We start from the raw sequence: 13,178 nt of genomic DNA on the forward strand, positions 1-13,178 counted from the left end.
GCAGATGCCACCGTCCCTGTCGGAACCGTGAAGGTGTGGCCCATTTAATCCTCCCCCGCCAGGGGGAGGTGTCAGCCGCAGGCTGACGGAGGGGGAGGACGGCAACTCACTATCGGCTCGCTTCCTCCCCCTCCGTCACGCTTCGCGTGCCACCTCCCCCTGGCGGGGGAGGATTGGAATGTCTGGGCCCTCGCCCGCCGGTGCCGGATCGAGCAGCTGGCGGTGTTGCCTTCGGGCGACGGTGCGGCCGTAACCGTCCACTAACCGGTTGGCTTGGCGCGGGTAATCGGGTTAAGTCCTGTCCATGTCCGCGTTCGTCCGTCGGCACAGCGTGTGGGCGGCAGCGAGCCTTGCGCTGACGCCGCTTTCCGCCGTTGCCCAGGAAACCCCTCAACCGCCGCCGGCCGCGCAGGACGCGCTCGATCCCACGTCGCCGATGGCGCCGCTGCCGGACCTCGGCGTCGAGTGGCCGGACCTCAGCAAGGCGCCGGCGGGCCAGGATGTCGTGTCGCAGGAGCGGGCCGAGGTCGCGACCGAGATCCGTTACGATTACCGGATCACCGGCATCGACGGCGTCGGCAGCCCGCTGATGCGCCAGCGCTTCGATGCCGGCTCGACGCTGCGCGCCAACCGCGGCGAGCCGGCCAACGCCGCGCAGCTCGACCGCCGTGCGCGCGAGGATGCCGAGCTGCTGACCACGCTGCTGCGCTCCGAAGGCTATTACGACGCGCAGATCGCGACGCGGGTCGAGCCCCAGGCAGGCAAGCTCATCGTCACGCTCGAGGCCGAGCCGGGGCCGCTCTATCGTCTGTCCGACGTGACGCTCGCCGGCGTCGAGCGCGCGGACGGCAAGGCCGGGGCGCTGACCAAGGCATTCGGTCTCGAAAAGGATGCGCCGGTCAACAGCGACGCCATCGCCGCTGCCGACGCGCGGCTGAGGACGGCGGTGGGCGAGGAGGGCTTTGCCTTCGCAAAGGTCGGCGAGCCCGAGATCGTCGTCGACCATGCCACCCAGACCGCGACGCTGGTGCAGAATGTCGAGCCGGGGACGCTCCGCCGCTTCGGCAAGATCGTGATGCCGGAACCGCGCCCCGTGTTCGGACCCAAGCACGTCCAGGACATCGCCCGCTTCAAGCCGGGCCAGGAATATGATGCCTCCGCGCTCGACGACCTGCGCCGCGCGCTCGTCCAGACCGGCCTCGTCTCGACGGTGAAGGTCGAGCCGGTCGAGAGCGGCGATCCCTCGACCGTCGACGTCGCGGTGAACGTGGAGCCGGCGCCGCCGCGCACCATCGCGGGCGAGCTCGGCTACGGCACCGGCGAGGGCGCGCGGGCCGAGGTGAGCTGGACGCACCGCAATTTCTTCCGGCCGGAGGGTGCGATCACCCTGCGCGGCGTGCTCGGCACGCGCGAGCAGCTCGGCAGCATCGTCTTCCGCCGCAACAATTTCCACGAGCGCGACCGCATCCTGACCGCGCAGCTCACCGCCGCGCACCTCGAACGCGACGCCTATGAGGCCGACACGCTGTCGCTGATGGGCAGCATCGAGCGGCAGACCAACATCTTCTTCCAGAAGGCATGGGTGTGGTCGCTCGGTGCCGAGCTGGTCGCATCGGACGAGCGCGACGTGATCGTCTCGACCGGCCAGCCCCGGCGGCGGACTTATTTCATCGGCGCGCTGCCGAGCAATCTCACCTATGACGGCTCCGACGACCTGCTCAACCCGACGCGCGGCTTCCGCCTCGGTGCGCGGATCAGCCCCGAGCTGTCGCTGGTCGGCAAGGCGTTCGGCTACGCCCGCATCCAGCTCGACGGGAGCATGTACCAGCCGGTCAACGATCGCGTCGTCGTCGCGGGTCGGGTGCGGCTCGGCACGATCGGCGGCGCGCCGCGCGACGCGGTCGCGCCGTCGCGGCGCTTCTATGCGGGCGGCGGCGCCTCGGTGCGCGGCTACGGCTATCAGAGCATCGGGCCGCGCGATCCCAACAACGACCCGATCGGCGGACGCAGCCTGGCGGAGTTCTCGCTCGAGGCGCGGGTGAAGGCGTTCGGTAACTTCGGCGTGGTGCCGTTCTTCGACGGGGGCAACATCTACACCTCCGCGCTGCCCAAATTCTCGGGCTTCCGGTACGGCGCGGGCGTGGGCGTGCGCTATTATTCCAACTTCGGCCCGATCCGCGTCGACGTCGGCACGCCGATCAACCCGCAGCCGGGGGATGCCCGCATCGCCGTCTACGTCTCGCTGGGACAGGCGTTTTGAGCGACGAGCCCGAGGCCCTTTCCGCGCCGCCGCCGCCCGCGCGCCCGCGCCGCTGGCGCTGGTGGCAGTGGATCGTCGGGCTGCTGGTGCTGCTGGCAGTGCTCGCGGGCGGCGCGGTGGTGCTGCTCGACACCAGCATCGGCCACCGCCTCATCGCCGACCGGATCGGGGCGCTCCGGCCGTCCAATGGCCTGCGCTACTCGGTCGGGCGGATCGAGGGATCGATCTACGGCAAGGCAGTGCTGATCGACGTGCGCGTGCGCGATCCCAAGGGGCTGGTGTTCCAGGCGCAGCGAGCCGAGCTCGATTGGCGGCCGCTCGAATGGCTCAACAATCGCCTCGTCATCCGCAGCCTCGTCATCCCACGCGCGACGCTGGCCAAGCTGCCGCAGACGACCCCGACCGGGCGCAAGGGACCGATCCTGCCGAGCTTCGACATCGCGATCGGCGAGCTGCGCGTCGACCGGCTGACGGTGGCGCCGGCCGTCACCGGCGTCATCCGCAACGGCAGCCTCAGGGGACGCGCCGACATCCGCTCGGGCCGCGCGATGATCGACCTGGCGGCGGTGGTGCAGGGGAGCGACCGCCTCATCCTTAAGCTCGATGCCGAGCCGGACCGCGACCGCTTCGACATTGACCTCACCGCGCGCGGTGCGGCGAACGGCGTGCTGGCGAAGCTCGCCGGCGTATCGCGCCCGCTGGCGCTCGACGTCCAGGGCGACGGCCGCTGGAAGGCATGGCGCGGCGCCGGCACCGCCGACGTTGGCGGCACGCGGGTGATCGACCTGCGCCTCGCCAACGATGCCGGCCGCTATTCGCTCGGCGGCACGGTGACCCCCGGCAGCTTGCTCAAGGGCAAGCTCCAGCGGCTGACCGCGCCGCGCGTGATCGTGAGCGGCGCGAGCACGCTCGCCAACCGGCGGATGGAGGGCACGCTGTCGCTACGCTCGGCATCGCTGGCGGTCGAGGCGACCGGCGGGCTCGACCTCGCGGTCAGCGCCTATCGCAACCTGCGCGTCACCGCGCGGCTGCTGCGGCCGCCGGCATTGTTCCCGAACATGACCGGGCGCAACATCGAGCTGCGTGCGATCCTCGACGGCACCTTCGCGACTGCGAGCTTCGACTATCGCATCACCGCCGACCGCTTCGCGTTCGACAATACCGGCTTCGAGGTGGCACGCGCCGCCGGGCGCGGGCGGTTGTCGAAGCCGCCGGTGTTGGTGCCGGTCGCCTTCACTGCCGCACGCGTCACCGGCGTGGGCGACGTTGCCGGCGGCATCCTGCGCAACCTCAGCGTGCGCGGGCCGCTGCGCGTCACTGCCCAGAACGTCACCGGTGACGACCTGGTGCTGCGGTCCGACAAGCTCAACGGCCGCATCAGCCTGTTCCTGGACCTGCGCACCGGCCGTTATGAGGTCGGCCTCAGCGGCGGGCTCCGGCGCTATCTCATCCCCGGCATCGGCCTGGTCGACGTGACCTCCCGCCTGACGGTGGTGCCGGGGCCGGGCGGACATGGCACCCGCGTGGTCGGGCGCGGCGTGGCGCAGGTGGTGCGGTTCGACAACAGCTTCTTCGCGTCGCTGACCGAGGGCCTGCCGCGCATCACGACGGGCCTGGAGCGCGGGCCCGACGGCGTGCTCTATTTCCGCGGGCTGGTGCTGACTTCGCCGGGGCTCAAGCTCAGCGGCAACGGCTTCCGCCGCCGCGACGGCACCTTCCATTTCGAAGGCTCGGGCAGCCAGGCGACCTATGGCCCCGTGCAGCTCCGCCTCGACGGCGACATCAGCCGTCCGACCATCGACCTGATCCTCGCGCGGCCCAATGCGGCGATGGGGCTGCGTGACGTCAAAGCACATCTCACTCCCACGCCAGCCGGCTTTGCCTTCACTGCCGCAGGCGGATCGTTGCTCGGCGCCTTCACCGGGGAAGGCGCGATCCTGCTGCCGAAGGGCGGCACCAGCCGCATCGAGATCGCCCGTCTCGACGTGGCGGGGATGCGCGCGAACGGCGGGCTCGACATCGTCACCGGCGGGTTCGAGGGGCGGCTCAACATCGCCGGCAACGGGCTCACCGGCGTGCTCGCCTTCCGACCGCAGGACGGCGTGCAGCGGATCGACGCCAGCGTCGACGCCGATCGGGCGCGCCTCGCCGAGGGGCTGCGCATCCGCCGCGGGCATCTGGAGGGGAGCATCGTGCTCGATCCCGACGGCGCCAACATCGACGCGACCATCAGCGCGCGAGGCGTGCGCCGCGGCGCGATGGCGGTCGGGCGGCTCGACGCCACCGTCAAGCTGGCCGGCGGCACCGGCGAGGCGCGCGTCGCGATCAGCGGGCGGCGCGGGCGCGCGTTCGACATCCAGTCGGTGATCGGCATCGCGCCGGACCGCTACACGGTGCAGGCGCAGGGCACGGTCGATCGCCGGCCGATCAGCCTGACCACGCCGGCGGTGATCGTCCGCGACGGCGACGGCGACGGCTGGCAGCTGCAGCCGGCCCAGCTCAGCTTCGCCGGCGGCACGGCGCAGGTCTCCGGTCGATTCTCGGGAGAGGGGACCGCCCTCGACGCCACGCTGTCGCGGATGCCGATGTCGGTGCTCGACATCGGCTATCCAGGCCTCGGTCTCGGCGGCAGTGCCTCGGGCACGCTTCATTATGCGCAGAGCGGCGACGGCGCGCCGACCGGCCGCATGGACATGACCGTCCGCGGGCTGACCCGGTCCGGGCTAGTGCTGTCCTCGACCCCGATCGACGTCGGTATCGCCGGCATCCTCCAGCCGAACAAGGCGGCGGCGCGCGCGGTGGTGGCGAATCGCGGCGGCAGCGTCATCGGTCGCGCGCAGATGCAGATCGCACCGCTGGGCGAGGGCGACCTCTCCAGCCGCCTGATGAACGCGCCGCTGTTCGCGCAGCTCCGTTACGCGGGGCCGGCCGATACCCTGTGGCGGATGACCGGGATCGAGCTGTTCGACCTGTCCGGCCCGGTCGCGATCGGCGCCGACGTCACCGGCAGCCTTTACGATCCGCGCATCCGCGGGTCGGTGCGTGCCGACAATGCCCGGCTGGAAAGCGCAGTCACCGGCACGGTGCTGCGCAACGTCCAGGCCTCGGGCCGGTTCGATGGCTCGCGCCTGGTGCTCGACCGGCTGGCGGCGCAGGATCCGGGGCAGGGGACGGTCAGCGGCAGTGGTGTGTTCGACCTATCCCGCGCGAACGGGCTCGGCATCGATCTCAACATCCAGGCGCAGCGCGCCCGGCTGATCGCGCGCGACGACATCGCCGGCACGGTGACCGGACCGCTGCGCTTCCATTCGGACGGATCGGGCGGAACGATCTCGGGCAACATCGTCATCAACAACGGCCGCTATCAGCTCGGCAAGGCAGCTACCGCCGCCGCTGTGCCGAGGCTCAACATCCGCGAGATCAACGTTCGCGGCGCCGACGATGACGATGAGGCGGCCGCCGCCGTGCCATGGCAGCTCGATGTCCATGCGCGGGCGCCGAGCGGCATCAGCGTGCAGGGCCTGGGCCTCGACAGCCGCTGGTCGGGCGATCTCGCCATCGCCGGCGAGCCGACCAATCCCAAGATCACCGGCCAGCTCAATCTGGTCGATGGCGATTACGAGTTCGCCGGGCGCACCTTCGAGCTCGAACGCGGGGTTATCCGCTTCGACGGCAGCGTACCCGCCGATCCGGCGCTCGACATCTCCGCCGATGCTGACGCCCAAGGGCTCAACGCGACGATCCGTGTCACCGGCACCGCGTCCAAGCCCGACATCAGCTTCACCAGCACGCCGGCGCTGCCCGAGGACGAGTTGTTGTCGCGGCTGTTGTTCGGCACCTCGATCACCAACCTGTCGGCGCCGGAAGCGCTCCAGCTCGCCGCGGCCGTGGCCGCGCTGCAGGGCGACGGCGGCGACGGGCTCAACCCGATCAACGCGGTGCGCCGCGCCGCGGGCCTGGATCGCCTCCGCATCCTGCCCGCCGACCCGCAGACCGGCGCGGCCACGTCGATCGCGGCGGGCAAGTACATCACCCGGCGGACCTATGCGGAGATCATCACCGACGGGCAGGGCTATTCTGCGACGCGGCTGGAGTTCCGGCTGACGCGCTGGCTGTCGCTGCTCGCATCGGTCTCGACGATCGGACGCCAGAGCGTGAACGTCCGGGTGTCGAAGGATTATTGAGGCACCGGAACCCCTTGGCGCCAGCGCGGTTCAGCGCTGAGCGATGACGCTGCCGCAGATCCTGTCCGTGACCGTGCTCGCGGGCATGATGGCGCTCTTCGTCTGGGGACGGCTGCGCTACGACATCGTCGCGATCCTGGCGCTGCTTGCTGCGCTGGCGGTCGGCGTGGTCGAGCCGAAGGACGCCTTCACCGGCTTTTCCGACGACATCGTCATCATCGTCGGCTCGGCGCTGGTGATGTCCGGCGCGGTGCAGCGCTCGGGGGTGATCGAGCGGCTGCTGGGGTCGCTCGCCAAGCGCGTGACGCGGGTGCGCTCGCAACTGCTGCTGCTGACCGCCAGCGTCGGCTTCGCGTCGGCGCTGGTCAAGAACATCGGCGCGCTGGCGATGCTGATGCCCGCCGCCTTCTCGATGGCGAAGCGGTCGGACAGCTCGCCGTCGGTATTCCTGATGCCGATGTCGTTCGCCTCGCTGCTCGGCGGCCTCATCACGCTGGTCGGCACCTCGCCCAACATCATCGTCAGCCGCGTGCGCGAGGATATGACCGGTGAACCGTTCCGGATGTTCGACTATGCCCCCGTCGGGCTGACGCTGACGGTGGTCGGGCTTATTTTCCTGCGCTTCGCCTATCGCGTCCAGGCGCTGCGCCAGGCACCTGCGACGATGGGGCAGGCGCTGGATGTGGCGAGCTATGTCACCGAGGTGCGCGTCGGCGAGGGATCGAGCGCGATCGGCGTTCCGCTCGGCGAGCTGCTGGAGCGCGGGGAGGGCGACGTCGCCGTCGCGGCGCTGCTGCGTGCGGGCCTGCGCACCGCGCCGCTGCCCGACATGAAGTTGCGCGAAGGCGACGTGCTGATCCTGGGCGGCGCGCCCGACGTGCTCGAGCGGGTGATCGCCCGCGACGAGCTCGAGCTGGTCGGCCAGGACAAGCACGAGGGCGACGACATCGGCGTGATCGAGGCGGTGGTGACGATCGATTCGCCGCTGGTCGGCGAGACCGCCGGCGACCTTCACCTGCGCGAGCGGACCGGGGTCAACCTGATCGCGATCTCGCGCCGGGGTGAACGGCTCGATCGCCGGCTGGCGCGGATCACGCTCGCCGCGGGCGACCTGTTGCTGCTCCAGGGGCCTCTCAAGCAGATGTCTGAGCGGTTGGCCGACCTCGGCGTGCTGCCGCTCGCCGAGCGGGAGCTCCGGCTCGGCAGCCCGCGCAGATGGCTGCTGCCGATCGCGATCCTCGCCGCCGCCATGGCCGCGACGGCGACGGGACTGGTGCCGGTGGCGGTCGCCTTCTTCGCTGCCGCGGGGCTGGTGATGGCGACGGGTGCACTGCCGGCGCGCGAGGCCTATGATCATATCGAATGGCCGATCCTGATCATGCTCGGCGCGCTGATCCCGGTGAGCGACAGCCTGCGCACCACCGGCGTCACCGAGCTGATCGGCACCTGGCTGTCCCATGCCGCCGCCAGCCTGCCGCCCTGGGGCGCGGTGGCGCTGATCCTGGCGGCGGCGATGGCGGTGACGCCGTTCCTCAACAATGCCGCGACCGTGCTGGTGATGGCGCCGATCGCCGCTACCTTCGCCGGCGATCTCGGCTATCGGCCCGAGGCGTTCCTGATGGCGACCGCCGTGGGGGCGGGGTGCGATTTCCTGACGCCGATCGGCCACCAGTGCAACACGCTGGTGATGGGACCGGGCGGGTATCGGTTCGGCGATTACGCCCGCCTCGGCGCTCCCCTGTCGCTGCTGGTGCTGCTGGTCGCGACGCCGCTGATCCTGTGGGTGTGGCCGGTGAGGTGAACATTCGGCCTGCCCGAATTATCAACATATAAACATCGAATTTTCGAATGATGGTCGAGCGCATAGCATGACCGGCATGTCACCGCTCCTGTTGCTGGCCGCGCTTGCCGCCACCGCTAATACGACGCCGCGCGACGCCATCGCCGCCTACGCGCGAGCGACCGAGCGGAGCGATCCCGAAGCGCTGAACGAAGCGGTTCAGCCGAGCGCAGTCATGTATTGTGCCGACGGTACCGATACCCGCGCCACCGGCCAAGTCGAATGGAAGACCAAGCTTGCCGCGAGCCTGCCACCGACGCCGGCTTCGACGCGCATCGACTGGCTCGACGAGGGCAAGGAAAGCGCGGTGGCGCGGTTGACCGCGGTGCGCGGAGCGTTGCGCTTCACCGATTACCTGCTGATCGCACGGCTTCGTGAGGGATGGCGGATCGTCGGCAAACTCTGCGAGGCTGGCGTGGATGACTCGATCCCGCCGGCCACGGCCGCGGCGGAGCGGGTGATCGACGCCAAGCTGGCCGCTGACCGCGCCTGGAACGGCGCGCTGCTCGCAGACAGCATCGACGCCCGCGCGCTGGTGATGACCGTCGAGAACGGCGAGTTCGTCGCCGCGACGCTGGCCGAATGGCAGGCGCGTTACGTCGAGCGGCGGAAACATTCGCCCGGAAATGCCGTCACGGTCACCAGCCGGCAGGTGGATGTCCGCGGCAGCATCGGCGCGGCGCGTTGGACCTTCCATTCGCCGAGCGGCAGTGACTGGAGCGATCGCGCGCTGATCATGCGCCGGCCCGACGGCCGCTGGCGAATGATGGCGTTGTTGTTCGTGAAGGACGCGCCCGCCGATTAGGCTAGCGCACCGATCAGCGACTTCACCTCCATGAACTCGGTGAGCCCGAACTTGCCATACTCGCGGCCATTGCCCGATTGCTTGTAGCCGCCGAACGGTACGTTCGGATCGGGCGCGCCGCCGTTCACATAGACCATGCCGGCGCGCAGACGGGGGGCGACGCGCTTCACGCCGTCCGCATCGCCGAACACAACCGCCGACAGGCCGTAGTTTGTGTCGTTGGCGATGCGTACCGCATCCTCCTCGTCTTCATAGGGGATGATGGTGACGACCGGGCCGAACACCTCCTCGCGCGCGATCGTCATGTCGTTGGTGACATTGGAGAAGAGGGTAGGGCGGACGTAATAGCCGCTGTCGATCCCGTCGGGCCGGCCCGGGCCGCCGACCTCCAGCTTGGCGCCTTCCTCAAGCCCCTTGGTGATCAGGCCCTGGATCTTGTCCCACTGCGCCTTGTTGACCACCGGGCCGATGTGGCGGCCTTCGGTAAGCGGATCGCCGGTCTCGGTCGCGCTCATCACCTGCCTGGCGATCGCCACCGCCTCCTCCTGCCGGCCCTTGGGCACCAGCAGGCGCGTCGGCGCGATGCAGCTCTGGCCGGAATTGAGCAGCACGCTCATCAGCGTGCCCGGCACCGCGCGGCTGAAATCGGCGCTGTCGAGCACCACGGAGGGCGACTTGCCGCCGAGCTCCTGGTGCACGCGCTTGACCGTGTCGGCGGCGTTCTTGGCGACGAGGATGCCGGCGCGGGTCGAGCCGGTGAAGCTCACCATGTCGATCCCCGGATGCTGCGCGAGTGCCGTGCCGACGCCGGGGCCGTCGCCCTGGACCAGGTTGAACACGCCGGCCGGCACGCCTGCCTTGTCCATCACCTCGGCGAAGATCGCGGCGCAGGAGGGCGCTTCCTCCGACGGTTTCAGGATCATCGCGTTGCCCGCTGCCAGCGCGGGCGCGACCTTGGCGACGATCTGGTTCATCGGCCAGTTCCATGGCGTGATGAGCGCGACCACGCCGATCGGCTCGTGGACGACCAGGCTCTGGTTGATCGTCTCCTCGAACCGGAACTCCTTCAGCGCCTTGATCGCCGCCATCAGATGGCCAAGGCCCGAGCCGACCTGCGCCGTCTTGGCGATGCCGATCGGGCAGCCCATCTCCAGCGCAATCGCCTCGGCGAGGTCGTCCGCACGGTTCCTGTATTCGGCGAGGATCGCCTCGAGCAGCGCTACGCGCTCGTCGACCGAGGTGCGGCTGAAGCGCTCGAACGCCGCCTGCGCCGCCTTGACCGCGGCATCGACATCGGCGGCGGTGCCGAGCGTGATCTCGGTGCAGGGCTGTTCGGTCGCGGGGTTGATCACCTCATGGCGCTTGCCACCCTGGCTTTCGACCCAGCGGCCGCCAATATAGTGGTTGAGATAGCTCCGCATCCTCGCCTCCATCTCGGGTTCGAACCTTGGGTATGTGGATGGCGATGCGGGCGGAGAGTTGCAAGTCGAAACGCGTTCGGAGGTGACGATGCAGGCACGGGCGGCAAGGATCGAGGCAACCGGCGGACCGGAGGTGATCCGCATCGTCGACGTCGAGGTGCCCGAGCCCGGCCCCGGCGAGGTCCGGATGCGCAATACTGCGATCGGGCTCAACTATATCGATACCTATCATCGTAGCGGACTCTATCCGCTCGAGCTGCCGACCGGGCTCGGCGGAGAGGCGGCCGGCGTGGTCGAGGCGGTGGGCGAGGGCGTCGAGGGTTTCGCGCCCGGCGATCGAGTGGCGACGTTCGGCCCGACCCGCGGCGCCTACACGACCGCGCGCAATGTGCCGGCGAAGGAGTTGTTCCATCTCCCCGACGACATCGACGAACGCACCGCCGCAGCGCTGATGCTGAAGGGCTGCACCACCGAATACCTCGTCGAGCGCATCGCGAAGGTGGAGCCGGGGCAGACTGCGCTGGTCCATGCCGCCGCGGGCGGGGTGGGACAACTGCTGGTCGGCTGGCTCAAGGCATTGGGCGTGACGGTGATCGGCACCGTCGGCAGCGAGGAGAAGGCTGAGGCCGCGCGAAAGTCTGGCGCCGACCATGTCATCCTCCACAAGTCCGAGGATGTTGCGAAGCGCGTGCGCGAGATTACAGACGGTGCGGGCGTGCCGGTAGTGTTCGACGGCGTCGGTGCGGCGACATGGGAAGTGTCGCTCGCGAGCGCGGCGCGGCGCGGGCTGATCGTGAGCTACGGCAATGCCGGCGGGGCGGTGACGGGGGTGAATCTCGGCGTGCTGTCCGCCAAGGGATCGCTGTTCGTCACCCGGCCGACGCTGTTCGACTATTATGCGACGCCCGAGGAGCGGAAGGCCGGCGTCGAGCGCGTGTTCGCCATGCTGCGCGCGGGGGCGATCAAGCCTGAGATCGGCCGCACCTTCGCGCTGGAGGACGCCGCCGACGCCCACCGCGCGATGGAGGCGGGGGAGACGCTGGGGAGCAGCTTGCTGATTCCGTAACTCCAAGATCCTCCCCGCTTGCGGGGAGGGGGACCGCCGAAGGCGGTGGAGGGGGTAGGCCACAAGCGACGGCCGGGAGGTGATCCCCCTCCACCACGCACTTCGTGCGCGGTCCCCCTCCCCGTGCCGGGGAGGAGCTTTGCGTTACCGCCGCTCTTTAGCCAGCCGGCTGATCAGCACCGCCGAGCGCAGCGCCTGGCGCTGGATGCTGTCGAGGTCGACCCATTCGCCCTCCGCATGGGCACCCCCGCCGCCGACGCCCATGCCGCCCAGCGTGTCCGCGTAGGCGGCGACGAAGCCTGAATCCGCCGCGCCGCGCTTGGCGGGGTCGTATTCGCCCATCTCCTCGAGCCCGAGGTCGCGGTTGACTCCGTTGAGCTTCGCCAGCAGCGCCCGATTGCCCTCGGTCGGTGCCATCGGCGGGTAGCTGTCGAAGAACTTGAGCGTCGCGTCGGTGCCGGCGAGGTGTTTGGCGACGATCGCCTGCATCTTCTCCCGCGCCCGCGCGTCCTGCTCGGGCGTCAGCGAGCGCAGGTCGCCGCGCGCGACCGCGCTCGCCGCGACGACGTTGGTCTTGCCCTGCGCGGTGACGCGGAAGCCTGACGAATCGATCTCGGCCGGAGTCCCGCCTGCCAGCACGCCGACGTTGTAGGTGAGGTTGGGCTCGGGCAGCTCGCGGCGGAAATCGTCGAGGATGCGCGCCATCTCGTAGATCGCGCCATAGCCGAGCGATGGACCGAACACCCCGCCCGAATGGCCGGTCTTGCCGCTGGTCCTGAGCTCCCAGCTCGCCGCGCTGCGCCGGGCGACGGTGCCCATGTCGCGGCCGTCCTGCTCGGCCAGCCCTTCATATTCGAGCGCGACATCGGCCCATTGACCCGCCTCGATCAGGTCCTTGCGCGCGACCTCCAGCGGGGTGCCGGTGCGTTCCTCGTCGCCGGTCAGGAGGATCTGGATGTCGGCGCCCTTGAGCGTCCCCGCCGCCTGCATCGCCCGCATCGCCGCGACGATCACGACGTTGCCGCCCTTCATGTCGCTGGTGCCGGGGCCGGTCGCGCGATTGCCGTCGCGGACGAACTTCTGGAACGGAGAATCGGGCTCGAACACGGTGTCGAGGTGACCGATCAGCAGGATGCGCTTGCCTCGGCCGTTGCCCTTGTGCGTCGCGATCAGGTGCCCGGCGCGGCCGACCGCCGACTGGTCGATCCAGCGCACGGTGAAGCCGAGCGGCTCCAGCTCGGTGCGGAAGATGTCGCCAACCTTGCGTACCCCTTCGAGGTTCAGCGTCCCCGAATTCTGGTTCACCGCGCGTTCGAGCAGCGCGATGTCGCGGTCCTGCTCGGCGGCGATCACCGTCTTCATCTTCGCCTCGGTGGGAGCAAGGCTCTGCGCGGCGGCGGGCAGGCCGGCAACGGCGAGGCCGGCGGCGATCAGGGTGGATGGAGTTCGGATCATTCCGCCGGGCTAACAAAGCCCATGCGGCGAGGGAAGCGGCGGTTGCATGACAGCACGGCCCGGCAGGTCATGATTCGGTCACAACCCACCGATACCGCGCCCGCGCCGGGCGTCGAAGAACGCCGGCACTGGAGGGGACAGAACCAA

7 protein-coding genes are annotated in these 13,178 nt (G+C 69.9%); 5 read left to right on the plus strand and 2 right to left on the minus strand.

Annotated elements, in window-relative coordinates; genetic code table 11:
• The first annotated feature begins 304 nt into the window (after positions 1-304).
• From LZK98_RS07880 to LZK98_RS07895, 4 genes are all read left to right on the plus strand, one after another.
• Positions 305-2,260 carry an autotransporter assembly complex protein TamA gene (locus tag LZK98_RS07880; protein ID WP_233785846.1) on the plus strand — a complete coding sequence of 652 codons (1,956 nt, stop codon included), beginning with the start codon at positions 305-307 and terminating at the stop codon, positions 2,258-2,260.
• The gene (locus LZK98_RS07885) at positions 2,257-6,444 is read left to right on the plus strand and encodes a translocation/assembly module TamB domain-containing protein (protein WP_233785848.1); all 4,188 of its coding nucleotides are present in this window, start codon (positions 2,257-2,259) and stop codon (positions 6,442-6,444) included. Before LZK98_RS07880 ends, LZK98_RS07885 begins: the two co-directional genes overlap by 4 nt.
• A 43-nt stretch (positions 6,445-6,487) precedes the next feature.
• Positions 6,488-8,245, plus strand: a complete 1,758-nt coding sequence (locus LZK98_RS07890) for an SLC13 family permease (protein ID WP_233785850.1) — start codon at positions 6,488-6,490, stop codon at positions 8,243-8,245.
• A gap of 76 nt (positions 8,246-8,321) precedes the next feature.
• A complete protein-coding gene (locus tag LZK98_RS07895; protein ID WP_233785851.1) occupies positions 8,322-9,089 on the plus strand; it encodes a nuclear transport factor 2 family protein in 768 nt (255 codons plus the stop codon).
• Here the strand turns inward: LZK98_RS07895 and LZK98_RS07900 are convergent.
• The gene (locus LZK98_RS07900; protein ID WP_233785853.1) at positions 9,086-10,510 is read right to left on the minus strand and encodes an aldehyde dehydrogenase family protein; all 1,425 of its coding nucleotides are present in this window, start codon (positions 10,508-10,510) and stop codon (positions 9,086-9,088) included. The two genes, LZK98_RS07895 and LZK98_RS07900, sit on opposite strands and share 4 nt — an antisense overlap.
• A gap of 88 nt (positions 10,511-10,598) precedes the next feature.
• On the opposite strand from LZK98_RS07900, the gene LZK98_RS07905 reads away from it, so the two are divergent.
• Complete coding sequence (locus tag LZK98_RS07905) at positions 10,599-11,576, plus strand: quinone oxidoreductase family protein (protein ID WP_233785854.1); 978 nt, start codon at positions 10,599-10,601, stop codon at positions 11,574-11,576.
• A 144-nt stretch (positions 11,577-11,720) separates the two neighbouring features.
• Here the strand turns inward: LZK98_RS07905 and LZK98_RS07910 are convergent, their stop codons facing one another.
• Positions 11,721-13,031, minus strand: coding sequence for a M20/M25/M40 family metallo-hydrolase (locus LZK98_RS07910; RefSeq protein ID WP_233785856.1), 1,311 nt, complete (start codon positions 13,029-13,031; stop codon positions 11,721-11,723).
• Positions 13,032-13,178: the final 147 nt, after the last annotated feature.

The organism is Sphingomonas cannabina (assembly GCF_021391395.1).
Lineage (GTDB): Bacteria > Pseudomonadota > Alphaproteobacteria > Sphingomonadales > Sphingomonadaceae > Sphingomonas > Sphingomonas cannabina.

Coding starts and splice junctions, on each gene's coding strand:
- LZK98_RS07880 (WP_233785846.1), top strand. CDS start 305: ATGTCCGCGTTCGTCCGTCGGCACAGCGTGTGGGCGGCAGCGAGCCTT.
- LZK98_RS07890 (WP_233785850.1), top strand. CDS start 6,488: ATGACGCTGCCGCAGATCCTGTCCGTGACCGTGCTCGCGGGCATGATG.
- LZK98_RS07895 (WP_233785851.1), top strand. CDS start 8,322: ATGTCACCGCTCCTGTTGCTGGCCGCGCTTGCCGCCACCGCTAATACG.
- LZK98_RS07900 (WP_233785853.1), bottom strand. CDS start 10,510: ATGCGGAGCTATCTCAACCACTATATTGGCGGCCGCTGGGTCGAAAGC.
- LZK98_RS07905 (WP_233785854.1), top strand. CDS start 10,599: ATGCAGGCACGGGCGGCAAGGATCGAGGCAACCGGCGGACCGGAGGTG.
- LZK98_RS07910 (WP_233785856.1), bottom strand. CDS start 13,031: ATGATCCGAACTCCATCCACCCTGATCGCCGCCGGCCTCGCCGTTGCC.